This window comes from Tautonia sp. JC769, assembly GCF_040717455.1.
In the GTDB taxonomy this organism is placed as follows: Bacteria; Planctomycetota; Planctomycetia; order Isosphaerales; family Isosphaeraceae; genus Tautonia.
Genome location: NZ_JBFEFH010000034.1, coordinates 22,156 through 47,151, shown reverse-complemented (window position 1 = coordinate 47,151; position 24,996 = coordinate 22,156). Strand labels below are relative to the sequence as shown.

Genomic DNA, 24,996 nt, shown 5'->3' with positions numbered 1-24,996 from the left:
ACGACGGCCAGGGCGGAGAGCAAGAGGAGCCGCCACATGAACATTGCTCCGGAAATTGAGGTCAATCGCGTCAGGTTCGTCCCCAAGATCCTCACGACGTTCCGTCAGGCGGCCATCCGGGCGCGGCGGGGAGCGGGGCCGTCGGCGATGGTCTGGGGTCGGGAGGACCCGGGCGGGTGGCCGCGGCAGCTTCAACCGGGGTCGCGGGGCGACGCGAGGTCCCCTGGGGCAGGCCACGTCTGCCCTCGGCGGCTGCGTCGGCCCGGCGGGCGAGCGACCGGGGCGACCCGCCGTCAGGCGAGGTCTCGCTCGGTGGGCAATCCCGACGAGCCGCGTTCCGTCTTCGGCGGTTCGTCGTCCTCGTAGCACAGCCGGGCCAGGTGCCGTGTCCCGAGGAGCAGATACAGGGCCAGCAACAGGTGGCCGAAGCCGTGGATGAGCAGGCCGCCGGGTTGGGATGACCGGCCGATCTCCTCGGTGTACCCGAGCCTGACATCAAGGTACGCCGTGATATAGGTGAGCGCCGTGTAGGCGACCCAGACCCCGAAGAGGCGGCAACCGACGATGAACCAATCACAGCCGCTCATGCGGGCCTGCCTCCGCAGCCTGACCAGGAAGGGTGGGACGAAATTCCGTGTTCGGAAACGGCTGTTCGTCCCCATCAGCACCGTTGAACACTGACCATGGTGGAGGGATTCCCGCGGTGTTGCAAACGAATTATCGGGGAAAAGGCGTCGAAGCCGATCGCGCAAACCGGCGGGGTGCCGGATGCTCTGCCCACCTGGGTGGCCGTCCTCGATGGTCCGGGGTCGGGAGGATCCCGGCCTGCCCGGCGTCACGGCTCGGGGGGGGCGTAGGTGATGTCGCCAAGATCGAAGGGGCCGAGGCCGTCGACCGTGACAGATCGGGAGGTGTTGTCGAGGTAGAAGGCGTCGAAGGGCAACTTTGGGTCGTTCAGGGTGACCCAGGCTGTGTGGCCGGGGACGAGGCCGGTGACGGTGTAGACGCCGTCGGCGTCCGTCTCGACGTAGGTGACGCAGAGCTGGGGATGGGCGTCTCGGTGGTCGTCGGGGAGGTCGTCCGACTCGTAGATGATTGAGCACTGGAGGCGGACGCCGGCCATCGGGGCGCCGTCGCGGTCGAGGACGCGGCCGGTCGCGGTGGCTGAGGGGCCGACGACGATGACCGCCTGGTCGTCATCGGGGCCGAGGAGGAGGAGGCCGGAGCGGAGGCCGAACTCGTCTCGGGCGAAGAGGAGGGCGGGACGGCGGCGGCGATCGGTGGCGAAGCGGCCGTCGGCGTCGGCCTCGATGGGCGTGTCCGACCTCCCCGACACGGGGATCTCCTCAATCAGGACGGCCGCATCGGCGAGCGGCTCGCCGTCGGGGCTGCCGATGCGGACGGACCCGAGCAGGGGGACGACGGGATCGGGGGGATTGATTGAGAAGTCGTTTTCGATGACCTCCTGGTCCTCGATCTCAAGCTCGAAGCGACGGGAATTGAACAGCCCGATGAGCTTGTATTTGCCCGGCCCGACGCGGAAGGAATAGCGGCCGTCGGCGTCGGTTTCTGCCCAGCGGCGGAACTCGTGGATAGCGGCCATGACATTGCTGTTCCCGTACTCCCATTGCGTCAGCACCAGGGTCTTCCCCGCCTGGGGGGCGTCGTCGGGGCCGCCGGTGACCCGTCCGCGGAGGATCGTGCCGTCGATGAGGCGGAAGTCGAGATCGTCGATCTGGTCCCCCTCGCGGACGAGGACACCGACGCGGCTCTCGACGGCGAAGCGGTCGTCGAGGAGGGAGACGATGTAGAGCTGATCGGGGGTAGCCGTCATGGAAAACCTGCCGTCGGCGTCGGTGCGGGCAGTCACCCTGGATCTCGCGTCTTGTTCTCCACTTCCGTCGGCCTGGACCAGGACGCCGACGGCCGGGGAGCCATCGGCATGCGTCACCGCCCCGGAGAGCCGGCCCGGCCGGAGCATCCGGGCCTTCGGGACGGCAAGGTTCCCGTCCACCGAGGGGATGAATCGCGGGCGGGCGTTGGTGTGGTGCGACTCCGAGCCGAGCCCGAAGCCGATGGCGGTCGACCCTTCGAGTTCGGCGGGGAGCCAGTCGAAGGTGGCGAACCCCGAGGCGTCGGACGCGGTCCGGGCCGCCCGGCTGCCGTACAGATTGATCGAGGTCGCCTTGCCGGGCGTCTGCACGCTCCCGGGCACGACCTCGACGCCGGGGAGGCCGCGGCCGTCGGAGTCGACGACCTCGACCCGGGCGGTCGTCGGGGCGTTCAGGGAGAGGGCGATGGTGTCGGGGAGCGGGTCGACGGTCGTTTCCTGGTTCTCGTCGGATCGGTAGGGGTTCGCGGCGTAATCGAACCCGACCCCGGCTTTCAGGGCGAAGGCCTGGCGAATCGTCGCATCGGCCGGGACGAGGAACCGGGCGACCCCCGAGGCGTCCGTCTCACCGAGGTCGAGGGAGGTCAAATTTTCGAAGAGTTCGACGGTCGCCCCCGACTCCGGGGCGCCGTCGGGGCCGACGACCCGGACCGTGACCGTTCGGGAGGGCCTGACGACGATCCGGACCGTGGTTTCGGGTTCGTATCGCGAGGGGGACTCCAGGCGGAGGATTCCCTGGAGGTCGCCGCCCCGGGCGGTGGCCCGGAGCGTGCGGTGGCCAATGGTCGGGGTTTCGAGGGGGAGGAGGAAGCGGCCGTCGTCGTCCGTCCGGACCCATCGCGGAGAGGATGAGCCGAGGGTCGAGACGACCGCACCCGGCACGGGAGTCTCCCGGTCGTCGATCACCACTCCTTCGAGATACGCCTGGGTTGGGTCGCGTTCGGGTTCGATCTCGGAGGCGGGGGCCTGGGCTGCCTGGCGGATCTCGGGGGGTTCGTCCGGCCGGTCGGCGAGGGATCGGGCGACGGTGGCGCCGCCGGCGAGGAGGAGGCCGAGGGTCAGGACGGCGGTGGTGGAAACCTTGAGCTGGGTCATGAGCATGGCCTTGAGGGTGGTTCGGGCGAGTCCGGCAACCGGGGCCGAGGCGGCCGAGGCGATCGAGCCGTGGGTGGCGTAGCGGAGGGCGGCCAGGGAGGTGGACTCGACGAGGGAGAGGGGGACGACGGCGGCCGTGGCGGCCTCGGCCGGGAGGAGGGCGGCGAGGGTGGCGGGGGCGGCGATGCCGCGGCGGAGGAGGCGGGCGCGGAGGCGGGACCGGGCGCGGTGCAGGCGGCTCTGGACGGTGCCGACGGGCAGGCCGAGCTCGCGGGCGGCCTGCTCGTTGGTCCGGCCAGCCAGGCCGCAGAGGGAGAGCACGGCGCGGTCTCGGGCGGGGAGCCGGTTCAGTTCGTCGAGGATCAATGCCTCGGTGTCGGTCGGATCGGCGGGGGAGGCGATCGGCGGGGCGGCTCGGGCCGCGGCCTGGTGCTCGTGGCGGAGGCGTCGGGCGCGCTGGGCGCGGGCCGATCGGGCGGTCCGGTGGGCGACCTGGTAGAGCCACGGGCCGATCGTGTCGGCGCCCCGGAGCCGGTTGGCCTTGCGGACGAGGACGAGGAAGCTGGCCTGGAAGGCGTCACGGGCGTCGTGCTCGTGGCCGAGCACGGCGCGGCAGGTGCGCAGGACCATCGGGCCGTGGCGGCGGACGAGGGCCTCGAAGGCGAGGCCGGCGGCCTCGTCCGACGCCGAGCAGAAGCGTTCGAGCAATTCGCCGTCGGTCAGGTGGCCGATGACGCCGACCCGGAACAGGGTCCGGAAGTCCTGCAGTATCCCGCCGTCCATCCGCTTTGCCATGGGGCCGATCTCCGAGGGATATCGCCGGTTATTGATAATTGTCTTGCGCGAGGCCGGTCGGAGACGGAGAGGGGCTCCTCGGCTGTGTGGCCGGGGCCAAGGCCAGGTGCCCCGGTGTGGGACGCCCCTGATCCCGGGGCTCGCTGCGCTTGGCCCCGGCCACGCCTGTCATTCAAGAGTAATGGAACGGGGAGGGGGAACCCTTCCCTGTTTTTCAGGGATTTTCCGAGCCCCGTCGGGCGTCGAAGGCACGGGCCATGCGGACCCGCTCGAAGGCCCGGCCGCCGGGTGAGGCGTCTGGGAGGCGCGGGGTATCGGGAGGGGCTGGGATCGGGGATCATGGAGGGGGAGGGATGGCCCGTCGGTCGATGGAGGGATGGTCGGCGGGAACCTTTGGGCGACGAAGGGCGTCGAAGGGCATACGATGACCGGGTTCGAGGATGACCAGGAGCTGGTCGAGGCGAGTCGGGCGGGTTCGACGGAGGCCTTCGGGGAGCTGGTCAGGAGGCATCAGGATCGGCTCTATCCGACCCTGGTGCGATTGACCGGGTCGGCGGAGGACGCCCAGGACCTGCTGCAGGAGTCGTTCCTGCGCGCCTACCGGAAACTGGGGCGGTTCCGGGGGGGTAGCTCCTTTTATACCTGGCTGTACCGCCTGGCCGTGAACCTGGCGTTGAGTCATCGGAGGCGTCGGAAGGGGCCGGCGAGGCTCTCGGAGCTGTGGCGGGATCGGGAGACCGAGATCGACCCGCCGGACCTCCCCGAGCGATCCGACCCCACCTTGCCGGCCGAACGGGCCGAGCGAGACGCGATGATCCAGGCCGCCCTGGACGCGCTGGCACCCGACCACCGGGCCGTGGTGGTCCTGAAGGAGTTCGACGGCCTGCGGTACGAGGAGATCGCCGCGATCCTCGACATCCCCGTCGGCACCGTCCGGAGCCGACTGCATCGGGCCCGCAAGGAGCTTCGCGATCAGCTCTCGGGCTTCCTGGACGAATCGACGATTCGCCAGGGGCCGCTCGACGCGGACTAAATTGACTGACATTGGCGGAAGATTCCTTCATTTTTCGAATTCTTTCTGATCCTCTTCCGCTTACAATTGCCGTTGCCGCGGGTCTTGCTCGTCTTTTCTTGCCTTGCCTTGCGTTTGCTTCCTCCTCATCCTTCCTTCCCCCTCGTTCCCAATGCCCACAATCGACGACAACCTGATCCACGCCTACGTCGACGACGAGCTCGACCCCGAGTCTCGCTTGCTCGTCGAGCAGGAGGCGCAGGCCGATCCTCGGGTCGCTCATGCGCTGGATGAGCTGGCCCGACTCCACGGCCTGATGAGCAATGTTCACCGGCCGCCCGACCTGCCCGACGTCTCCGGGGCGGTGGTGGCGACCCTGAATCGGGCCGAGGCCCGGCGACGGGCCTTGCAGCCGATCGCCTCGTCGACCATCCTGGCCCTGGCGGCCCTGCTGATGGTCACCTACTTCTGGAACCGGCCGATCCTGCGCGACGGCCCGGGCCCGAACGGTGTCGCCGTCGTCCCGGGCGACGCGCGACAGGCCGGGGATCCGGATCGGGCCATCGCCTCGGCCGGGATCGCGGGCGAGGGGGACGGCGCCGGCGCGGCCCTCGCCGGCATCTCGCCCCCGACGCCGGAGCCGAGCCCCGACGAGTCGGCGGCGTCGGACCCGGCGGTGGCGGCGGCCGAGCTGCCCGAAGGGCTGGCCGCCGATCAGGTTGAGTTCCTGCTCGACCTGGTGGATCTCGACCGCTCCCGGACGTTCGTCATCGAGCCGACGGCCGGCGTCTCGGCCGGGGAGCTGGCCGAGGAGCTGAACGGCCTGCTCCGCGACACGCTTCGGGCCGACCGCCGCTATGGCCATCTGACGGCGGCATCGGACGACGCCCCGGCCGACCTGTTCCTGCTGGCGGCCGACCCGGCCGAGCAAACGAATCTGCTTCGCCGCCTGGACGAGGCGATGGGCGACCATTGCCGGGTCGTCGAGCCGGAGGAGGCCGACCGGCCCGGGGCGTTGCTGCCGATCGGCGACGCGGGGCGCCTGCTCGTCAAGACGATCGAAGACGCCGCGCCGTTGCGATCGGGCCAGGAGCGGCTGCTGGCCAATCGCGGGCACGATCACGAGCCCGAGGCCGCCGTGAGCCATCCGAGGGTCATTGCCCCCCCGCCCCCCCAAGAGCTGCCCGGACCTCCGCCGAGGCCGAGGCAATCGCCCGAGCGGGTCGAAGGAGCGGCCGTCGAGGAGGGCCCGACCGGCGTGATCGTCTTCTGGGTCAGGTCGGCGCGCTAGTCCTGTTTCCACCCTCAATTGATGTGTCTTGGGTGGCCCCGGTTGCTTGCCAACCGGGGCGGCGCAGCCGCAAGAGGCGGCGGGAGGCCGCTCCGAAACCTCTCGTCGCTGCGCGACCCCGATTGGCGAGCAATCGGGGCCACCCGGGAACAACCCACCCTTATTGAGTGGATGGTCCAGTAGGGCGATTTCCGCGTGAGCGAGGCTGCTCGCTCGCCGGGAAATGGGCCGGGCACGAATGCCAACGCACTGAAGGCATCACCCGTCGCGAGAGGACGCGAGTGAACGGAGGAAGGAGGTCAACGCCGACGGGCCTCATGGCGGCGCTCCGAATTGAGAAAACCAAGCGATCGAGAATTTACACCCTCACGGTTTGCCTCAAGACTCGGAGCCGCTGTCGGCGTCGGCTCGGCCTCCTCCCCTTCGTTTCACCCGCGAGCGGACTTGACGAGTTCGATCAATGCAACCTGGCAAGCCGGTGTGACGAGCAGATGCAGTCGAATCCTCCTCGCTCGAAGGGCGTCTCAGCTTCATGCAAGCAGGCTGGCCGGCTGAAGCGCCGAGGGGAGGCCCGACGATGGCGAAGTGGCGAGGGTTCGGTCGACGACGTTTCGGCATAGCGACGGGTGTTTTCGTGGCGGCCGGCCTGGTCTCGATGACGAGCCGTGCAACGACGGAACCCGTGCGGACCTGGGAAGTCTCTGAGACGCCGGCGGCGATCACCCGCGTCGCCTTCGCGCCCGACGGGCGGAGCCTGGCTGTCGCCGGCGGCACGACGGTAAGGCTCCTGGACATCGCCGGGGGCCGGGCCCGGGCCACCCTCGACGGGCACGCGAGCCCGGTGCTGTCCCTTGCGTTTTCTCCCGACGGCCGGTGGGTCGCCTCGGCCGGCGGTGACCACGGGGGGCCGGGGGAGGCGATCCTCTGGGACGCGGCGACGGGGGCCTTGCGGGCTCGGCTTGAGGGGATCCGTGGCCGGGTCGAGGAACTGGCGTTCTCCCCCGACAGCCGGACGTTGATCGCGGCGGGGGACGACGAGGAGGAGCGAGGCGGGATCATGACCCGCTGGGAGGCCGAGACGGGTCGGCTGCTCTCGTCGGTGCGGATTGAAGCGGGAGATGCCCATTGCCTGGCGATCGCCCCGGACGGCCTCACCGTCGCGGCGGGCGGATGGGGCTCGGGGCACCTGACGCTCTGCGATGCGGCCACGGGAGCGACGCTGGTTCAGCTTGAAGGGGCCCATCCCGGCCCGATCCAGGCGCTGGCGTTCTCGCCGGACGGTGTTCTCCTGGCATCGGCCTCGGCCGAGCCGGCGCACGGCTTCGCCGGGATGGGGCCAAGGGACGTCCCTCCCGAGGTGAATGTCTGGGGCATCGCCGAGGGGCAGCTCGTCCACCAGCGGCGCTTCCCCGGCGTCGGGGGCCTCGCGTTCTCACCGGACGGGACACGGCTCGCCGTCGGCGATGCGGCGGTCACGGTCAGGGAGCTGGATACGGGCCGCTCGCGGGGCGTGTTCCTGAGCGGCGAGGACATGGGGCTCTCCGACCTGGCCTTCTCGCCCGACGGGGCCACGCTGGCGACGGCTGGCATTGTGACCGGCCTGACGCTCTGGGACGCGGATGCGGGGCGAGCCCGCCAGGGCTTCCGGTCGCGTACCGTCCTGGCCCTGGCCTACGCCCCGGACGGCCGCACCCTGGCCGCGGGGTTCGACGACGGGGCCGTGGCGCTGCGCGACGTGGCCGAGGAGCGGGTCCGACTCGTGCTCAGGGGGCGCGGGGACTGGGCCGCGGACCTCGCCTTCTCCCCCGATGGCGACTGGCTGGCGGTCGCGGATCGGGAGGGGGTCCGGTTCTGGCGACCGGAGACGGGGCAAGCGGGCTGGCCGCTCTCGCTCTCGTGGAGCCCGACGGTCCCGCCCACCTCCGTGGCGTTCGCCCCGGTCGGCGACGCGCTGGCAGTGGGCATGGCCGACGGGACCGTGCAGGTCTGGGACACCGCCGAGTACCCGCCTCGCCTGCGGAGGACCTTGCGCGGCCACGAGGGCCGGATTCAAGCCGTGACCTTTGCGCCCGACGGCCGCACGCTCGTCTCCGCCGGCGAGGATGGGGCGGTTCGCACATGGGATGCGGCTGAGGGCCTTATGCGGTCCTCCTTCCGGTTCCGCTCCTACCGGGTGCTGCCGCGCGGCGATGGGATCGAGAGCGTCATCGCGGACGAGTCGGACGTCCCGGAGGCCCGACGGGACGCGATCGAGGAGCGGAGCGAATCGATCGCGGCCCTGGCCCTTGCCCCGGACGGCGAGACGATGGCGCTGGGTGCTCACACGAGCTTCCGCGGCCCCGGTGTCAGCGTCCGGGATGCCGCGACGGGCCGCGAGCGGGTCGGCTTCACGCCGGGCGTGAGCCCGGAAGGCGGGGTCCATGACCTTTCGTTCTCGCCCGACGGCCGGACGCTCGCGGTCGCCGGATATGGCGTCGTCGTGCTGGCGGACCCGGCGTCGGGTCGAGCGCCGGCGATTCTCAAGGGCCGCGGAATGGGGGTTGTCCGTCGGGTCGTCTTCTCGCCCGACGGCAAGGAATTGGCCGCGGGTGGCACGGGGGTCGTCCAGTTCTGGGACCTGGACGATGTCTTCCGAGGGACCGAGCCCGAGTAGAATGACCGACCATGTCCGAGATCGACGGGGACCGGAATCGGCCGTCGTGGTTGAAGGTGCCGGGAGGAGGAGCGGTCGCCTCTTTCCGCAACGGGCAGGGCGACGGCATCCCCTCGTGCGCGATTGGACGCATGGGGACGACGCAAGGCGGTGGTGATCGCCTCGCTTGAAGCGACGATCGGCCGGGCCTAGGATGAGGGGGGCCGGGCGTGATCGGATCGCGGCCCGGGGAGAATGGCGTGGATCGAGGGATGATTCCCATGCGGGTTGCGGTCGAGTTCCAGGACGATCGGGTGGCCTTCGACGTGAGCGACGATCGCCTGGTCGCCGCCTGGGACGGGCCGGAGGGCTTGCCGCTCGACGCCGTGCGCGAGCAGTTCCGCCGCGACCTGGAGGCGCCGAGGGGCTATCCGCCGCTCCGGCAGAATGTCGTGCCGGGCGACCGGGTGGCCCTGGCGATCGACCCGGACGTGCCGGACGTGTCTCGGCTGGTCGCGATCCTGGCCGAGGTGCTCGCCGGGGCGGGGGTGGAGTCGATCGAGGGGGTGAGCCTGGGGCCGCTGCCGGCCTCGCAGCGCGACGATTGGCCCCCCGCGATCGCGCTGGAGACGCACGTGCCCGGCTCGGAGAACGCGCAGACGATGGCCTACCTGGCCAGCACCCAGGCCGGGCGGCGGATTTACCTGAACCGGATCCTGACCGAGGCCGACGTGGTGGTGCCGGTCGGGGCGATCGGCTTCGACGAGGTGCTCGGCTACCGAGGCCCCTGGAGCACGATCTTCCCCGGCCTGAGCAACGCCGAGACCCAGCAGAGCGAGCGGGATGCGCCCGCCGGGGCGGGCACGCGAGGGCCGGTGCTCGACGAGTCGGGCGAGGTGTCGTGGCTGCTCGGCAGCCTCTTCCACGTGGGGGTCTTGCCGGGCCGGTCGGGGGCGGCGGGGCTGATCGTGGGGGAGGCGGGCGAGGTCCGTGCCGCGGGCATCCAGGCGGCGGACGACGCCTGGACCTTCCGCCCCGAGAGCCGGGCCGAGCTGGTGATCGCCGGGATCGGCGTCCCCGGCCGGCCGACCCGGCTGGAGGACCTGGCGCAGGGCCTGACGACGGCCGCGGGCCTGGTGCGGCGGGGCGGGAAGATCGCCGTGCTCTCCCGGGTGGAAGGGACGCCGGGGCCGGCTTTGCAACGCCTGACGACGCTCGACGACCCGGCCCGGGGGGGCGTCAAGGCGCTCCGCGACGCCCGGAAGGAGCCCGATGCGCTGGCGGCTTTGGCCATCGCCGAGGCGCTGGCCTGGGCGGACATCTACTTGCTCAGCGGGCTCGACGACCAGCTCGTCGACGACCTGGCGATGATTGCGCTCGGCTCGGCCGACGAGGCGAGCCGGCTGGCGGCCGCCGCCTCGTCGTGCCTGGTGCTCAGCCAGGCCGAACGGACCCGGCCGCAGGTGGTCGAGGATTGAGGGCAGCGGCATCCCTTCCCGGGTCCATGGGCCCGGGAGGGTCATCGATCGTTCCCACTCCGGCGATTTTCAAAGACGAGCTTCGAACGATGCCCAGCGATCCCTCTCCTGCCGCGGTTGCTTTGGACTCGAAGGTGGTGCTGGCCGACTGGCCGGGACGGGCGAGGGTGCGGGTCGTCGGCCCGGATCGGGCGAAGTTCCTGCACAACCTGACGACGAACGACGTCAACCGCAGGAGCCCGGGCGAGGGGTGCGAGGCGTTCGTCACCAGCCTGCAGGGCAAGACGCTCGGGTTCGTGACGCTGGTGATCCTCGACGACGCGATCCTGCTGCGGACCGAGGCCGAAGGCTTGCCGCCGATCCTGCCTCACCTCCGGAAATACGGGGTGCTGGAGGAGGTGGAGCTTGAGGACGTGACCGCGTCGACGTTCGAGCTGCACCTGGCCGGGCCGCTCGCGGGGGAGGTGTTGGCGGCGGTCGGGGTCGCGGTGGAAAGCGTGCCGGGGGGGAGCCTGGACCACGTTGCGGCCGAGGTGGCGGGGCATCCGGTGCGGGTGGTCCGGGAGCGGCCGATCGGCGGCGAGGGATTCACGCTGATCGGCGCGGCCGAGGGGGCCGGGGCCGTGCGATCGGCCTTGATCGCGGCGGGGACGGCGCTCGGGCTGGTGGAGCTGCCGGGCGAGGCGTTCGAGGCGTTCCGGATCGAGGCGGGGACGCCGGCCTCGGGCCGGGACGTGACCGAGAAGAACCTGCCGCAGGAACTCGGGCGGGATGACCGGGCGATCAGCTTCGTGAAGGGGTGCTACCTGGGTCAGGAGACGGTGGCGCGGCTCGATGCGCTCGGGCACGTGAACCGGTTGATCCGGGGGCTGGTGATCGACGCCGAGGCGCCCCCGCCGGGCGGCTCGAAGCTGTTCGCCGGGGAGAAGGAGGTGGGCTGGATCGGCTCGTCGGCCGTCTCGGGACGCTCGGGGAAGGTGATCGCGCTGGGGTTCGTGCGGACCTCGCACACGACGCCCGGCAGCGCGGTGATCGTGCGGGAGGAGTCGGGGAGCGAGGCGTCGGCGACGGTGCAGGGCTTGCCGATGGGGACAGGGTGAGCCTGAAGTTCGCGGGAAGATTGCGGTTCCCAGCGGCAGGCAGCCCTGGTCGCTCCAGGTCATGCTCAGTCAGTTGAATACCCACGTTCTCGCCAATACTCTCGTTCAGCGTTGTAGAGTTCTCGAGTGAATACCTCGGCCTCTGCTGGGTCGCTTCCCAGCTTAATCATTTCATCTCGAACTACGCGGCGATGCATTTCTGATGTATTGCTTGGAGCGGATGGTCGATTGGCATTAAATTCTGGAATACTCGAACTGTACTCATTTGTTACCTCTGAAACGGCAGTCGCATTCTGGCTGCCATTTCCCTCGAACATTGCATAGGAGAGTGCTCCAATTGCGACGACCAAGATAACAGCGGCGCCAATAACCCACCCCATACTATTGGAACCAGGTATACGAGCCATTGTGATAACCCCTGCACTTCGGTTAAGAGAAAAACGAACTGAATGGAGTCGACATCAATAACTTTGCCAGGCCTGCATAATGAAGCGACACCAATGTTGCACCATAGGCTTCATTGTTGCAATACACTTGTAGATGGGCAAGTCTATTTCCATCACGTGGTGTTATACGCCATTGACCTTAGCCAATCGCGTGACGCAAATTGTGGGTGACACCGATTGTCTGGCAACCGGGGCCACCCACCAAGTTTTAGCTACCAGTACTCACCTCACCAAATTTGCCGAGTAAGTTTTGACTGGTCGACAGGGACTGGGATGCAAGCCAACATCTCACCCATGATTCCAGAAACATGCAATTCCCCCGAAACACCTAATCCACCCACCCTGCTGAGTAGTCGGGTAGTGCTGAGTGGTTCAACAATCGTCGCCTGCCGAAATCGTGTCAGAGCAGCCACGCGAACTTGACAAGGCAAGCTGGGATTGGAGGTGGGCGCGGATCAGTCTGAGGCGGAGAGGTCGTGGAGGTCGTGCGAGCGGAGCCGGTCGAGTTCGACGACGGTCTGGGAGGCGCGGCCGCGGTGGAGGTCTTCGAGGACGAGGGCGCCGCGGGGGGCGATGGGGGCGGAGCGGTGCTCGGGGTCGCTGTCGGATCGGGCGAGCCGCCCCTTGAAGACCTGGCCGCCGCAGTCGATCCGGATCTTCGGGAAGCGGGTCCCCTGGCCGCGGCGGATCTGCACCAAACGCTCGTGGCACTCGTCGAAGGTCATCGGAACTCCTTTTCCCTGACGACCGATGGCTGGCTGGGCCGATCGCGGCGACCCGGACGGTCGCCGAAACCTTGACTGTCGATCCCTGGCTCCCCTATCGGCGCGGAGGGGGCTGCACATTGAGCGATTTTCGGAGGAGAATTTTGGCGAGGTCCCGCGGCCGATCCGGTGGGAATCGGGATCGGATTGGGATGGGGGAGCCCGAGGATCGCCCGGCACCGTGGCCTTCCCTGGCCATCCGCGACGGGCGGGGGGATGATGGCACGAGTTCTGCGGAGGGTCAAGGCGAGGCGAGCCTTCGGCTGCGTTGACTTCGGACTCGCCCGGCCTAGAATGCGAAAATTGCAAGTAAGCCATCCGAATGAGTGAGTCTTTCGCCGGGGCGACGTGACGCGACGCTTCGCAACCGGACACCATCCGCTGGACTTGCACCCCGACCGGCCCCGAGTACCTTCCGCCATGCGCCTGCTCACGGCCATCCCCGTTTATAACGAAGAAGCCCACCTGGAACCGGTCCTGGCCGAGGTCCTGCGGCACGCACCGGGGGAGGTCCTGGTCGTCGACGACGGCTCGACCGACGGCACGCCCGAGCGGCTGGCCCGGTTCCCGGAGGTGAAGGTCATCCGCCACGAGCGGAACCGGGGCTACGGCGCCGGGCTCCGCAGCGCCTTCGAGGCGACCCTGGCGGGGGGCTACGACGGCCTGGTGACGCTCGACTGCGACGGCCAGCACGAGCCGGCCCTGATCCCCGAGGTTGCCCGCCATCTCGACGAGGCTGACGTCGTTTCCGGCAGCCGCTACCTGAAGATCTTCGACCCGGCGCAGGTGCCCCCGGAACAGCGGCGCAAGATCAATGTCGAGGTGACCCGTTGGCTCAATGAGTGCCTCGGGTTCGACCTGACCGACGCCTTCTGCGGCTTCAAGGCGTATCGCGCCAGTGCCTTGCGGCAATTCCAGATCACCGACGACGGCTACGCCATGCCGCTCCAGGTCTGGGTGCAGGCGGCCAAGCACGGGATGACGGTGGTCGAGGTGCCGGTGCCGTTGATCTACCTGGACGAGTCTCGGGCGTTCGGCGGGGCGCTCGACGACGCCGAGTATCGGCTGAATCATTACCGATCGGTGTTCCAAAACGCGCTCCGCGAGGCTCGCCTGGAAGTGGCCGGGGAGTGTTGCGGATGACAACGCCCCCTCGTCGCCTGCGGGCCCCGGCGGAGGACGGCGCGATTCTGGCCGACCCGCCGCTGGCCGAGGCTCCCGGTCTCCTTCATGCCAACCGATCGCGGCTCGCCGCCTGGGATCACGATTTCCAGGGGAGGCGGGCCGGGCGCCTCCGGGCGATGGCCCGGCACGAGATCCTGGATCGGTCGCGGCGGTTCCTGCGCCGGTTCGGGCTCGACGACCTGGACGGCCTGCCCGATCCGGGGAGCGACCCCAATGTGCCGCTGGTCGTGACCGGGCACCAGCCGGAGCTGTCGCATCCGGGAGTCTGGGTCAAGAACTTCGCCACCGAGGCGGTTGCCCGGGCCGTCGGCGGGTTGGGGTTGAACCTGATCGTCGATAACGACATCCCGAAGGCCGTCGCCGTCCGCGTCCCGTTCCGGGAGGACGGCCGGTTGCTGACGCGGTATGTGCCGTTCGATGAGTGGTCGGGGGAGTCCCCGTACGAGGATCTGGCGGTCCGGGACGAGTCGGCCTTTGCGACGTTCGCCGACCGGACGCTCGACCTGATGGGCCCGTTGATCGACGACCCGTTGCTCCGGCACGACTGGCCCCGGGCGATCGAGGCCGCCGCGACGACCGACCGCCTCGGCCTCCGCCTGGCCGCGATGCGGCGCGCGAGGGAAGCGGCGTGGGGGGTGCGGAACGCCGAGCTGCCGCTCAGCGCCGTCTGCGAGTCGGAGGCGTTCCTCTGGTTCACCTGCCACCTGCTCGCCCACCTGCCCCGGGTGCGAACGGTGCACAACGAGGCGCTGGAGAATTACCGCAAGGCGCACGGCATCCGGAGCCGGAACCATCCGGTGCCCGAGCTGGCCCGCGAGGGCGATTGGCACGAGGCCCCGTTCTGGATCTGGCGGCGGGAGCACCCGAGGCGTCACCCGCTGCTCGCCCGGCAGGTCGACCCGAAGCGGATGGAGCTGCGGATCGCCGGGGAAGACGAGGCGCTCTGCGAGCTGCCGCTCGGCCCCGATCGCGACGCCTGTTGCGCCGTCGAGGTGCTCAGGGAGCTGCCGGCGCGGGGGGTCCGGCTGCGGACCCGGGCGTTGACGACGACCATGTTCGCGAGGGCCTTGCTGGGGGACCTGTTCCTCCACGGCATCGGGGGGGCGAAGTACGATGAGCTGGGAGACGAGGTCTTCCGGGGCGTCTTCGGCGTCGAGCCCCCGGCGTTCCTGACCTTGTCGCTGACGCTCTGGCCGGGCCTGCCGGACGATCCGGCCTCGGCCGCTCAGCTCCGGGGCGTCGAGGCCAGGATCCGCGACCTGACGTTCAACCCCGACCGTCACCTGTCCGGGCCGATGCCCGAGGAGGCCCGGTCGGCGCTCCGGGCCAAGCGATCGGCCGTGGACGGCCCGACCGGGTCGCGTCGGCAGCGGATTGCCCGCTACTTTGCGATCCGGGACGCGAACCGGGCGCTCGCCCCGTTCGTCTCGGCCGATCGGGATGAGCTGCGACAACAGGCCGAGCGGTTGCGGGCGGGCCTGGCACGCAATGCGCTGGCGAGGAGTCGGGAGTATGCGGCGGTTCTTCACCCCTCGGATCGGCTCCGATCGGCCCTGCAAGGGGCCTCTCGGGTGATTGCGACGTAAGCTTCGGCAGAATTGCCCGAAATTTTCGCCGCTCGCCCGAGGCGGAGGGCCGTTCGGTCTCCTACAATAGGGCATTCGGTCGTGCCGCGGCCCGCCGGATGACCACCGGCCCGGGCCGCGGGTCCGGACTGTTCAGCCCGAGCCGTCGCGAGCCGGCGGCCTCCTGGTGCGTTCGCTGATGAAAGAGTCTCCGTCCAGCTCGCGATTGCCCGTCCGTCGCGGCCCCGTCGAATTCTGCCAGGGGAGCGAGGCCGATCACGAGGCCATTTATCAAACCCTGCTGCACGTCTTCCACGGGCCGGACCGCGAGGCGTTCCTCGGCTCGCTCAGCGACCCCTCCTACAAGCCCGAGCAGCGCCTGCTGGCCCGGGTCGATGGGAAGGTCGCCAGCCATGCGCACCTGACCGAGCGGATCGTCCGCTATGGGTCCGTCCCGCTGCTGATGAACGGGGTGATGTGGGTCGGCACCCTGCCCGAGTACCGCGGCCAGGGCTACGCCCAGGAACTTCTCCGCCTGGCCGACACCCGGGCGAAGGCCTCCGGGGCGGTCTTGCTGGCTCTGACGACCGCCATGCCCCGCTTCTACCGGCCGATCGGCTGGGGACTCTGCGGCAAGCAGACGCTGGGGAAGGCCCCGAGCCGGACCCTGCCAATCGGCGGGGACGCTGCGGCCGAGGGCCAGCCCGGCCCGTGGCACGTCCGGCCCTGGCGCCAGGTCGAGCTGGGCGACCTGATGGGGCTGTACGACCGCAACTACGGCCAGACGACCGGCTCGATCGTCCGGACGGAGGAATACTGGCGCTGGATCATCGGCCGGAAGTACGCCCACGTCATCTGGGTCGCCTGCCTGGGGGAGAAGGTCCACGGCTACGCCTTCGTGAAGGATCACAAGATCCTGGAGCTGGCGGTCGATCCCGATCGGCCGGAGGCCCTGCCGGCGTTGCTCGGCCGGGTCCGGTCGGAGGCGTTGGAGCGGGCCTATCCGGAGGTGGTCGTGCATGCGCCGCTCGATCACCCGGTCATCAGCACCTTCCGCCAGATCAAGGGGACGATCCTCGATGTGGACGAGCTGGAAGGCAACGCCTCGATGTACCACATCCCCGACCCCGAGCGGTTCCTGCGCGCCATCCTGCCCGAGCTGTCGAAGCGGGTGGCGGCCTCGAACGCCTCGCCGGTCGAGCTGGGCCTGACGGTCGACGACCGCCGCTACCTGCTGCACATCGAGCCGACCAAGGCACGGACCTCGATCGACCCCGACCGCCTCGGCCGCCGCCACCTGACCCTGACGGGCGACGCCTTCGTCCGCCTGGTCATGGGCCACACCGACCCCGACGCCCTGCTGGGGGAAGACCCCGGCATGCAGGCCTCGACCGCCACGGCGCTCGACTCGGCCCGCATCCTGTTTCCTCGCCAGCCGATCTGGCGGAGCCCGCTGGATGCGGCGTCGGCCTAGGGCCGCCGGCATCCGACAATGCCGTTGACGGGTCGAAGACGTTCCGTGCCGCGCGGCCGAAGAACGGGCGGGGATGGTATACTGTTGGTTTTGAAGGCGCCAGGGGGCCATCGGATCGCCGGTCATGGTCGGCGGGGGAACGGGAACGGAATGGCAAAGCATATCTTCGTGACGGGCGGCGTGGTCAGTTCGCTGGGCAAGGGGTTGACGTGCGCGTCGATCGGGATGCTCTTGGAGCATCGGGGGCTGAGGGTCCGGTTGCAGAAGTTCGACCCTTATATCAACGTCGACCCGGGGACGATGAGCCCGTATCAGCACGGCGAGGTGTACGTGCTCGACGACGGGTCGGAGTGCGACCTGGACCTGGGGCATTACGAGCGGTTCACCGACGCCCCCTTGACGAAGGATTGCAACTACACGACGGGGAAGATCTATTTGTCGGTGATCCAGAAGGAGCGCGAGGGGAAGCACTACGAGGGGAACACCGTGCAGGTGATCCCGCACATCACCGACGAGATCAAGGCGGCCGTGCTGAGGCTGGCCGACGACGACGTGGACGTGGTGATCACCGAGATCGGCGGCACGGTCGGCGACATCGAGGGGTTGCCGTTCCTGGAGGCGATCCGGCAGTTCCCGCTCGACGTGGGCAAGGAGAATTGCCTGTTCATCCACCTGACGCTGGTGCCGTATCTGAAGGCCGCCGGGGAGCTGAAGACGAAGCCAACGCAGCACTCGGTGACGGCGTTGCGGCAGATCGGCATCCAGCCGGATGTGCTGATCTGCCGGACCGAGCATTCGATGAGCGAGGACATGAAGCAGAAGATCGCCCTCTTCTGCAACGTCGAGCCGAAGGCGGTGATCGAGGAGCGGGACCGGGAGTTCAGCATCTATGAAGTCCCGCTGAGCCTGGTCGGCAACGGGCTGGACGACCTGATCGTCAAGAAGCTGAACCTGAAGGCGAACCCGCTGGAGATCGACGACTGGCGCGACCTGGTCGAGCGGATCAAGCACCCGGACGCCGAGGTGACGATCGCGGTGGTCGGGAAGTACATCAAGCATCGGGATTCGTACAAGTCGGTGTACGAGTCGCTCGATCACGCGGGGATCGCTCACCGGGCGCGGGTGGTGGTGCGGCGGATCGAGTCGGAGGAACTGAGCCAGGGGGACCCGGGCGCCCTGCTGGCGGGGGTCGACGGCCTCCTCATTCCCGGGGGGTTCGGGATGAGGGGCGTCGAGGGGAAGGTCGAGGCGATCAAGTACGCGAGGAGCAAGGGGATCCCGTTCTTCGGGATCTGCCTGGGGATGCAGTGCGCGACGATCGAGTTCGCCCGCAACGTGCTGGGCCTGGACGGGGCCAACAGCACCGAGTTCGACAAGATGACGCCGCACCCGGTGATCGCCCTGATGGAAGGCCAGCGGGTGGTGCGCGAGCGGGGCGGCACGATGCGGCTGGGCAACCAGAAATGCGTCCTTCGGCCGGGGAGCATCGCCCATCGGGCGTACGGGGCCGACGAGGTCTGGGAGCGGCACCGCCACCGCTACGAGTTCAACAACGGCTACCGGATGCACATGGAGGACACCGGCCTGATCCCGACCGGCACCAGCCCGGACGGGTCGCTGGTGGAGATCATCGAGATTCCGGACCACCCGTGGTTCCTGGCCGTGCAGTTCCACCCCGAGTTCCGCTCGAAGCCGACGCGATCGCATCCGCTCTTCCACGACTTCATCGCCGCGGCGCTGGCCAGGCGGGAATCGGGCCGGGCGGAGGTGGAGGCGAGGGGCTGATGGGGGCCGGGGCGCCCGTCCCCCTCGATCGGTCGGTCCTTTGGTGTTCTGGAGGGACGAGAACGATGGCGAGCATCACCCACGACGCGTCCGCGACCCTTCCCGACGAGGAAATGGATGCCCCGGAGTTGATGACGCTGCCGGACCTGTTCGAGGTGATCGACGGTGACGTGGTGGAGCTTGCCCCGATGGGCCTGGACGAAGGATTGCTTGCCAACGAGTTGAAGCGATTTCTCGATGCGTACCTCGCCCAGCACCCATCTGGCCGTGCACTCACGGAGATTCTTTTTGATCTGAGCCCGGCGGTGAACCGGAGTCGCCGGCCCGATGCGGCCTTCATCAGCTTCGATCGATGGCCGAAGGGCAAGCGGCTTGGACGAGGCATCGCCATGCCCGCGACCCCTGAGATTGCCGCCGAGGTCGTCAGCCCCGGTGACGGCGCGGCCGAACTGCTCGAAAAGCTCCACGAGTACTTCTCCGCCGGGGCGCGACTGGTCTGGATCGTGTATCCGGGGGTGGAACAGATCTACGTGTATGACTCGGTGGCGACCGTCCGCATCCTCGGCCGGGCCGACCGCCTCGACGGGGGGGCGGTGCTGCCGGGCTTTCAACTGCCGCTGGCCGAGCTGTTCGGCCCGGCCGAGGGGAACGAGGAAACGGCGTGAGGCCGGCGCTCGGTTCGCGTCGTCGACGGGCCGAGCGCCGGGCGGGCGGGTGAGAGAAGGGGGTTGGTGATCGCCGCCGCCGGTCACTTCCCCTTGCGAGTGGCCCGGGCGGACGGGCGGCCGACGCGGGGGCGTTTGGCGTCGGTGTCGCCGAAGTCGGCCTCGATTTCCTGGTCGTAGTTGCCGCTGCCCATGGCGGCGTCGAGGTCGGCGTTGCTGGGGTCGCCCGAGCCGGTGTTGGTGCCGGCGAGGCCGCCGGACGCCGAGCCTCCCCCGGCGGTCCCGGCGGCGTGGACGTCGTCGGAGTGGGCCGAGGCGGTCGTGTCGGACATCGTCTCGGCGAAGTCGGCGGGGTCGTCACCGGGGATCACGCCTTCGGGGGCCGATTCGTGGGCACGCCGGGCGTCGGCCGTGTCGAGCCCGCCGGCGGGCCGGCCGGCGTCGAGGTTCGTCGGGTGGCCTGCCTGGACCTCCTCGGCGCACGAGACGCAGTAGGGGGTGTACGGCAGGGCATCGAGCCGGGCCGCCGGGATCGATCGGCCGCAGCGTGAGCAGGAGCCGAAGGTCCCCGCGTCGATCCGATCGAGGGCGGCGGCCACGTCGGCGTGGATGGCTTCCTCATTCTCGTAAAGGGTGGTGTCGATCTCGTGCATCTCCTCGGCGGTGCCGAGGTCGCCGAGGTGCATCGGGGCGTTCGAGAGGTTCCCGGCCGCGTCGGCGCCGCTGGTCGATCGGACGTCGTCTTCGAGCGACTCCAGGTCTCCCCGGAGCCGGGCGGCCAGTTTCAGGAGGCGATTGCGATAGGTCTTGAGCTTGCTGTCGGTCATGGTGGGCCTCGTGGATGCTCGGTTCGGGGGATCGCGGCTCGATTCATCCGAATCGTTTCACGAAAGGGCGTGCAGACCTCGTGCCGCAAGGCATGATGGGGCGGGAGATTGGCGGGACAAACGTTTGGGAAATGCGCGATGCGGGCGGTATGGTAAGGGGGCGTTCCCGGCCCGTGGGCGGGCCCGATTGACGCTCGAATCCTGAACACAAGGCAAGTGGATGCGCACCATGATCCGATTGCGATTCCGGTGGGGCCTGGTCCTGGGGGGAATCCTGCTCGGGGGGCTTCCGGCCGCCTCGGGCGAGGGGGCTGAGGCGGGGCCTTCATCGGCGCAGAAGCCCCCGAATGTGGTGCTGATCCTCTCGGATGATCATGCCTGGACCGACTACGGCTTCATGGGCCATCCGAGCGTGCGGACCCCTCGGCTCGATCGCCTGGCGGGCGAGAGCCTGACATTCAGCCGCGGATATGTGCCGTCGAGCCTCTGCTGCCCGAGCCTGGCGAGCATCATCACGGGTTTGTATCCGCATCAGCACAAGATCACCAGCAACGACCCGCCCAAGCCGGAGGAGATGACCAACGCCGCGTTCTACCGGTCGGATCGCTTCACCGAGGGCCGGGAGGTGATGAACCGGCACATGGAAGCCGTCCCCACGCTGCCGAGGCTGCTGGCCGGGCGCGACTACCTGAGCCTGCAGACGGGCAAGTGGTGGCAGGGGCACTACTCGCGGGGGGGCTTCACCCACGGCATGACCGAGGGCCAGCGGCACGGGGACAAGGGCCTGGCGATCGGCCGCGAGACGATGGAGCCGATCGAGGCGTTCATCGCCGAGGCGAAGGAGCGGGATCGGCCCTTTTTCCTCTGGTACGCGCCGTTCCTGCCCCACACGCCGCACAACCCGCCCGAGCGGTTCCTGGAACACTATCAGGACATTGCCCCGACGCCGTCGATCGCCCGCTACTGGGCCATGATCGAATGGTTCGATGAGACCTGCGGCGAACTGATCGCCCTGATCGACGACGAAGGGCTGGCGGAGAATACGATCATCCTTTATGTGTCCGACAACGGCTGGACCCAGGACCCCGAGGGGCCGGGCTTCGTGCGGTCGAAGCGGTCGCCGTACGACACGGGGCTGCGGAGCCCGATCATGATCCGGTGGCCGGGCACGGTCGCGCCGCGGTTCTCGCACGAGCCGGCCAGCTCGGTCGACCTGGCCCCGACGATCCTCAGGGCCGTCGGCCTGGAGCCGACCGGGGAGATGCCGGGGATCAACTTGCTCGACACCGAGGCCGTGGCCGGTCGGCAGGCGGTTTTCGGCGCGAATTATGAGCATAATGCCATCGACCTTGAGGATCCGGCCGCCAATCTCCGCGAGCGATGGGTGATCGACGGGGCGTGGAAGCTGATCGTCCCGACCGGATTGAGCGATCTGGATGCCCCCGAGCTGTATCAGCTCGACGCCGATCCGGCCGAATTGCGCGACCTGGCCGGGGTGCAATCCGACCGCGTGGGGCGGTTGATGGGGACGCTCGACCGGTGGTGGACCCCGGACCCGTGACGGGTCTCCCTGGTAATTTGGGGTTTGCAGCGAGGGCCGCAATCCGTTATCCGTGGAGGTTCGACTCCGCGTCTCAAGGCGTGGGGCACTCCGCGACTCGAACCCAATGGAGTTTCGTCATGGCCCAGGCCCAAACCGGCAACACGGTCCGCATCCACTACACCGGCCGGCTGGCCGATGGCACCGTCTTCGATTCCTCGGACGGCCGGCAGCCGCTCGAATTCACGATCGGCGACAGCCAGGTCATCCCCGGCTTCGAGGAGGCCGTCACCGGCATGGAGGCGGGGCAGGAGACGACGGTGACGATCCCTTCCGATCGAGCCTACGGCGCCCATCGGGAGGAACTGGTCTTCGACGTGCCTCGGGACCAGTTCCCCGACGACCTCGACCCGCAGATCGGCCAGCAGTTGCAGATGACCAACGGCAGCCAGACGGCCGTGGTGACGGTCTCGAGCCTCTCTGACGGCTCGGTCACGCTCGACGCCAACCACCCGCTCGCCGGCAAGGATCTGACGTTCGACATCGCCCTGGTCGAGATCCGCTGAGCGTCGCCGGCGGGCAGCAGGCGAGAAACCGCCCAGAACACCGCGAGAGGGGGGAGGACCGGGTTCCTCCCCCCTCTCGTTTTCGTTGGGGATGAGCGGGGCTCGCGGCTCGAAGTCCGCTTGCCGAACCGGCCGAATCTGGTATAGGTTCTCCACGATTCTCGATTGTGCTGATGTGATCGCCTGCTGCGCGAGGGATAGTGTTGCGAGAAAGAGGCCGGGGAACGGCCTCGACGCGGGGCCAGGGAGGGGCGTCATGGCGATTCGAGACGAGACGGTACGCGTCGCGAGACCGGCGCGGCCGCAGGAGTCGCCCGGGCGCCATCACGCCCCGGCACGCCCCCATCATGGCGAGGGGCATGGGCCGGCGGGGAAATGCGAGGGGACCCGTCGACACGCGAAGCTGCTCCCGGCGACACTCGCCCTGATCGTCGGGCTCGCGGCGATCCAACTGTCTCCCACGCTGGCGACCGGGTACCTGTCGGACGACGGGATCACGTCACTGGTTCCCGGGATGCTCACCTACTCGGGCGAGAGCCTGACGACTCGCGTGGTCAATTCCATGCGGGGCGCCATGCTGGACGGGCGGTTCTATCCGCTGCACTGGATTCCGTTCCATGTGGTGTTCGTCGCGATTCCCGACGTGTTTGCCTATCGATGCGTCGTCCTGGTGATGGTGCTCGGGAATCTCGCGCTGTTCGCCACGTTCGTCCGGTCGTTGACCGGCGACGGCGGCCTGGCCTGCCTGGCGTCGATCGGGACGGTCTGCGCGATGCAGGTGCGCGCGTTCCATGATCCGATCCTCTCGTTCTTCGGCCTGTTGCAGATCGTCGTCGGATTGCTCTTGGTTTCGCTGATCGCGCTGGACGCGGTGCTGAAGGGCCGGAGCCGCGCCTGGCTGGCGGTCAGCGTGATGGCCTGGCTGATGGCGATGCTCACCTACGAGGTGACCTACCCGCTGTTCGTGCTCCACCTGCTGCTGATTGCGTATCGGCGCGGGAAATGGCGGGATCGCGTGCGGGACGCCGTGCCGGTGCTGCGGGTGGTGGCCCTGTGTGTGGGCGTCTCGCTCCTGCTGCGCTGGCTGCATCCGAGCGACATCCCCGACCCCGGCGGACAGACACCCGGTTATGTTCATGCCATGAACCTTGATGCGGGCAGGGTTCTGACGACCCTGGGCCGCCAAGGGGCCTCGGCATTGCCATTGGCGTCATTCATCGACGATCCGGCCGGGCTGTTCGGAGGGGTCCGCGACCCGGCCGCGTTCGTGCGGTGGGTCGGGAGTACCGAGGTGCTGTGGCCGGTGCTGCTCGCCGCGCTGGCGTGTTCGCTGGGCTTCCGGCAGCTTCGCGAGGGGGAGGAAGCCCCCTCGCGGCGGGACCACCGGTTCGTCCTGGCGATCGGGATCGCGCTGGCCGTCTTGCCGGGGCTGACGACGTCGGTTTGCCAGAAATATCAGGAGCTGGTCACCCCGGGCACGGGGTATGTTCCCGTCTACATCCAGTATTATGGCGTGGGGTTGGTGCTGGCCTCGGGCATGGGGGCGCTCGCGACACGGTGGGGCCGCGCCGGGAGTCGATCGCGATTGGTGCTGCGGGGGGCCATGGCGATGACGCTGGCGGGGGCGATCGGCGTGTCGTACAGGGCGATCGACGCGACGTGCGAGGCGCTCGTTTCACCCCCCGGCTCGGCGCATTTCAACGAGACGGCGTTCCGGATGGAGGGGGGCTGGCATCACGCGCGGGTCAATCTGGAGGCCGCGCTGCGGGCCGGGCTGCTGGAGGAGGTGCCGGAGTATTCACACCTCTACCCGGCCAACGAGTATGCCCCCTGGCATTCGACCGTGTTCAGCCTGTTCTTCTACGCGATGAACGCGGAGAAGATCCTCGCGGTCATGCCCCCGTCGTTCGTGGACGGCAGCTCGGCCTCCGCCGGGGCCCACCAGACGCTCCTGAACCAGAAGCCCATGATGGCAGGATCACGTTATCGAATCGCCGATACCTGCTTCGGCCCCAGGTCGGGCTATGTGCTGGTCTGGCCCGAGGGGGATGGGGCGGATCGGCAAGGCGCCCCGGCCCGCCTGTTCGTGCGATACCCGGAGGCCCATCGCGACGGGGCGGGCACGTCCTTCCGACTGACGGGCACGGCGTCGAACCCGGACGCGGGGGGGATCTACTCCAGGCGGCTCCACGAGCTTCCCTTGCTGAGGACCGGGACGGGCTGGCGCCTGTACGACCTGGGCGACGAGCTTTCACGCGTCCGGCCGGAGACGCTGTCGCTGATTTACCGCCCTTGATGTCGGGCGTCTCGGGGAGTCTCGGCCCCGGGGGCGAACAGGTCGCGGAGGCGGATGCGGACGCGGGCGGAGGCCTCGCCGTGGGCCTGGTACTGGGCCCGGGCGAGCTGCTCCTCGACGGGGCCGAGGGTCCAGCAGGCTTCGGCCGGGAGCTGCTCGATCGGCGGCCCGGTGTCGTCGTTCAGGGGGCAGATGTCGCGCAGCTCGACCAGGGAGTCGCCGTCGGCCTCGTCGAGCCAGCGGAGGGGGTAGCCCTGCGTCCGGCAGACGTAGGGCCGATGCTCGTAGATGCGGCACGCCCCCTGGTCGTCGAGGAAGGCGCAGACGCCGGCCGGGTGGGGGGCCTCGTTGGCGAGCAACGGGGCGTGATGGCGGCGGATGAGGTCGGCCTCGACCGGGAAGACCGTCAGGTCATCGACGCAGCAGGAGGCGCAGCCGCGGCGGCACTGGAGCCGGTCGCGGTGCATCACGTCGAGCGGCCGGGTGAGTCGATCGACCGCCTGGTGCAGGGCGGCGATCGGGTCGGGGTCGGGGTCGGTCTCGGGGTCGGGGGGGTTGGTCGGATCGGGCACGCGGTCACGGGCTCCGG

At 69.2% G+C, this 24,996-nt stretch carries 18 protein-coding genes; 13 read left to right on the top strand and 5 right to left on the bottom strand.

Annotation, left to right across the window (positions count from 1 at the left end; all coding sequences use genetic code 11):
* Window positions 1-293 precede the first annotated feature (293 nt).
* Entirely contained in the window at window positions 294-587 is a 294-nt protein-coding gene (locus AB1L88_RS23920) for a hypothetical protein (protein WP_367099222.1), read from the bottom strand.
* 248 nt (window positions 588-835) lie between these two features.
* Window positions 836-3,781 carry a sigma-70 family RNA polymerase sigma factor gene (locus AB1L88_RS23915; RefSeq protein WP_367099221.1) on the bottom strand — a complete coding sequence of 982 codons (2,946 nt, stop codon included), beginning with the start codon at window positions 3,779-3,781 and terminating at the stop codon, window positions 836-838.
* Between the two features lie 424 nt (window positions 3,782-4,205).
* Here AB1L88_RS23915 and AB1L88_RS23910 point away from each other — a divergent pair, with 424 nt between their 5' ends.
* From AB1L88_RS23910 to AB1L88_RS23890, 5 genes are all read left to right on the top strand, one after another.
* A complete protein-coding gene (locus AB1L88_RS23910; protein ID WP_367099220.1) occupies window positions 4,206-4,814 on the top strand; it encodes a sigma-70 family RNA polymerase sigma factor in 609 nt (202 codons plus the stop codon).
* Window positions 4,815-4,965: 151 nt separating this feature from the next.
* Window positions 4,966-6,084 (top strand): hypothetical protein, encoded by a 1,119-nt coding sequence (locus tag AB1L88_RS23905; protein WP_367099219.1) that lies wholly within the window; start codon window positions 4,966-4,968, stop codon window positions 6,082-6,084.
* 682 nt (window positions 6,085-6,766) lie between these two features.
* A complete protein-coding gene (locus AB1L88_RS23900; protein WP_367099218.1) occupies window positions 6,767-8,737 on the top strand; it encodes a WD40 repeat domain-containing protein in 1,971 nt (656 codons plus the stop codon).
* Between the two features lie 260 nt (window positions 8,738-8,997).
* A complete protein-coding gene (locus AB1L88_RS23895; RefSeq protein ID WP_367099217.1) occupies window positions 8,998-10,194 on the top strand; it encodes a lactate racemase domain-containing protein in 1,197 nt (398 codons plus the stop codon).
* 89 nt (window positions 10,195-10,283) lie between these two features.
* Window positions 10,284-11,294 carry a glycine cleavage T C-terminal barrel domain-containing protein gene (locus AB1L88_RS23890; RefSeq protein ID WP_367099216.1) on the top strand — a complete coding sequence of 337 codons (1,011 nt, stop codon included), beginning with the start codon at window positions 10,284-10,286 and terminating at the stop codon, window positions 11,292-11,294.
* A 901-nt stretch (window positions 11,295-12,195) separates the two neighbouring features.
* On the opposite strand, the gene AB1L88_RS23885 is transcribed toward AB1L88_RS23890, so the two are convergent.
* The gene (locus tag AB1L88_RS23885; RefSeq protein WP_367099215.1) at window positions 12,196-12,465 is read right to left on the bottom strand and encodes a hypothetical protein; all 270 of its coding nucleotides are present in this window, start codon (window positions 12,463-12,465) and stop codon (window positions 12,196-12,198) included.
* Window positions 12,466-12,924: 459 nt separating this feature from the next.
* Between AB1L88_RS23885 and AB1L88_RS23880 the strand changes: the two genes are divergently transcribed.
* From AB1L88_RS23880 to AB1L88_RS23860, 5 genes are all read left to right on the top strand, one after another.
* Window positions 12,925-13,647 carry a glycosyltransferase family 2 protein gene (locus AB1L88_RS23880; RefSeq protein WP_367099214.1) on the top strand — a complete coding sequence of 241 codons (723 nt, stop codon included), beginning with the start codon at window positions 12,925-12,927 and terminating at the stop codon, window positions 13,645-13,647.
* Entirely contained in the window at window positions 13,644-15,275 is a 1,632-nt protein-coding gene (locus AB1L88_RS23875) for a hypothetical protein (RefSeq protein ID WP_367099213.1), read from the top strand. Before AB1L88_RS23880 ends, AB1L88_RS23875 begins: the two co-directional genes overlap by 4 nt.
* Window positions 15,276-15,453: 178 nt before the next feature.
* Window positions 15,454-16,728 (top strand): GNAT family N-acetyltransferase, encoded by a 1,275-nt coding sequence (locus tag AB1L88_RS23870; RefSeq protein WP_367099212.1) that lies wholly within the window; start codon window positions 15,454-15,456, stop codon window positions 16,726-16,728.
* Window positions 16,729-16,878: 150 nt separating this feature from the next.
* Window positions 16,879-18,513: a CTP synthase gene (locus tag AB1L88_RS23865; RefSeq protein ID WP_367099211.1), complete on the top strand. Its 1,635-nt coding sequence runs from the start codon at window positions 16,879-16,881 to the stop codon at window positions 18,511-18,513.
* A gap of 65 nt (window positions 18,514-18,578) precedes the next feature.
* The gene (locus tag AB1L88_RS23860) at window positions 18,579-19,178 is read left to right on the top strand and encodes a Uma2 family endonuclease (protein ID WP_367099210.1); all 600 of its coding nucleotides are present in this window, start codon (window positions 18,579-18,581) and stop codon (window positions 19,176-19,178) included.
* 83 nt (window positions 19,179-19,261) lie between these two features.
* On the opposite strand, the gene AB1L88_RS23855 is transcribed toward AB1L88_RS23860, so the two are convergent.
* Window positions 19,262-20,005, bottom strand: a complete 744-nt coding sequence (locus tag AB1L88_RS23855; RefSeq protein ID WP_367099209.1) for a TraR/DksA C4-type zinc finger protein — start codon at window positions 20,003-20,005, stop codon at window positions 19,262-19,264.
* Window positions 20,006-20,234: 229 nt separating this feature from the next.
* Here AB1L88_RS23855 and AB1L88_RS23850 point away from each other — a divergent pair, with 229 nt between their 5' ends.
* From AB1L88_RS23850 to AB1L88_RS23840, 3 genes are all read left to right on the top strand, one after another.
* Window positions 20,235-21,566 (top strand): sulfatase-like hydrolase/transferase, encoded by a 1,332-nt coding sequence (locus tag AB1L88_RS23850; RefSeq protein WP_367099208.1) that lies wholly within the window; start codon window positions 20,235-20,237, stop codon window positions 21,564-21,566.
* Window positions 21,567-21,685: 119 nt separating this feature from the next.
* The gene (locus AB1L88_RS23845) at window positions 21,686-22,111 is read left to right on the top strand and encodes a peptidylprolyl isomerase (RefSeq protein ID WP_367099207.1); all 426 of its coding nucleotides are present in this window, start codon (window positions 21,686-21,688) and stop codon (window positions 22,109-22,111) included.
* A 256-nt stretch (window positions 22,112-22,367) separates the two neighbouring features.
* Window positions 22,368-24,407, top strand: a complete 2,040-nt coding sequence (locus AB1L88_RS23840) for a hypothetical protein (RefSeq protein ID WP_367099206.1) — start codon at window positions 22,368-22,370, stop codon at window positions 24,405-24,407.
* On the opposite strand, the gene AB1L88_RS23835 is transcribed toward AB1L88_RS23840, so the two are convergent.
* Entirely contained in the window at window positions 24,395-24,979 is a 585-nt protein-coding gene (locus AB1L88_RS23835; protein WP_367099205.1) for a YkgJ family cysteine cluster protein, read from the bottom strand. The two genes, AB1L88_RS23840 and AB1L88_RS23835, sit on opposite strands and share 13 nt — an antisense overlap.
* Between the last annotated feature and the right edge of the window lie 17 nt (window positions 24,980-24,996).

What these genes read in the sequence shown, in the direction of transcription:
- AB1L88_RS23920 (WP_367099222.1), bottom strand. Translation starts at nt 587, where the DNA reads ATGAGCGGCTGTGATTGGTTCATCGTCGGTTGCCGCCTCTTCGGGGTC.
- AB1L88_RS23915 (WP_367099221.1), bottom strand. Translation starts at nt 3,781, where the DNA reads ATGGCAAAGCGGATGGACGGCGGGATACTGCAGGACTTCCGGACCCTG.
- AB1L88_RS23910 (WP_367099220.1), top strand. Translation starts at nt 4,206, where the DNA reads ATGACCGGGTTCGAGGATGACCAGGAGCTGGTCGAGGCGAGTCGGGCG.
- AB1L88_RS23905 (WP_367099219.1), top strand. Translation starts at nt 4,966, where the DNA reads ATGCCCACAATCGACGACAACCTGATCCACGCCTACGTCGACGACGAG.
- AB1L88_RS23895 (WP_367099217.1), top strand. Translation starts at nt 8,998, where the DNA reads ATGCGGGTTGCGGTCGAGTTCCAGGACGATCGGGTGGCCTTCGACGTG.
- AB1L88_RS23890 (WP_367099216.1), top strand. Translation starts at nt 10,284, where the DNA reads ATGCCCAGCGATCCCTCTCCTGCCGCGGTTGCTTTGGACTCGAAGGTG.
- AB1L88_RS23885 (WP_367099215.1), bottom strand. Translation starts at nt 12,465, where the DNA reads ATGACCTTCGACGAGTGCCACGAGCGTTTGGTGCAGATCCGCCGCGGC.
- AB1L88_RS23880 (WP_367099214.1), top strand. Translation starts at nt 12,925, where the DNA reads ATGCGCCTGCTCACGGCCATCCCCGTTTATAACGAAGAAGCCCACCTG.
- AB1L88_RS23875 (WP_367099213.1), top strand. Translation starts at nt 13,644, where the DNA reads ATGACAACGCCCCCTCGTCGCCTGCGGGCCCCGGCGGAGGACGGCGCG.
- AB1L88_RS23870 (WP_367099212.1), top strand. Translation starts at nt 15,454, where the DNA reads ATGAAAGAGTCTCCGTCCAGCTCGCGATTGCCCGTCCGTCGCGGCCCC.
- AB1L88_RS23865 (WP_367099211.1), top strand. Translation starts at nt 16,879, where the DNA reads ATGGCAAAGCATATCTTCGTGACGGGCGGCGTGGTCAGTTCGCTGGGC.
- AB1L88_RS23860 (WP_367099210.1), top strand. Translation starts at nt 18,579, where the DNA reads ATGGCGAGCATCACCCACGACGCGTCCGCGACCCTTCCCGACGAGGAA.
- AB1L88_RS23855 (WP_367099209.1), bottom strand. Translation starts at nt 20,005, where the DNA reads ATGACCGACAGCAAGCTCAAGACCTATCGCAATCGCCTCCTGAAACTG.
- AB1L88_RS23850 (WP_367099208.1), top strand. Translation starts at nt 20,235, where the DNA reads ATGATCCGATTGCGATTCCGGTGGGGCCTGGTCCTGGGGGGAATCCTG.
- AB1L88_RS23845 (WP_367099207.1), top strand. Translation starts at nt 21,686, where the DNA reads ATGGCCCAGGCCCAAACCGGCAACACGGTCCGCATCCACTACACCGGC.
- AB1L88_RS23840 (WP_367099206.1), top strand. Translation starts at nt 22,368, where the DNA reads ATGGCGATTCGAGACGAGACGGTACGCGTCGCGAGACCGGCGCGGCCG.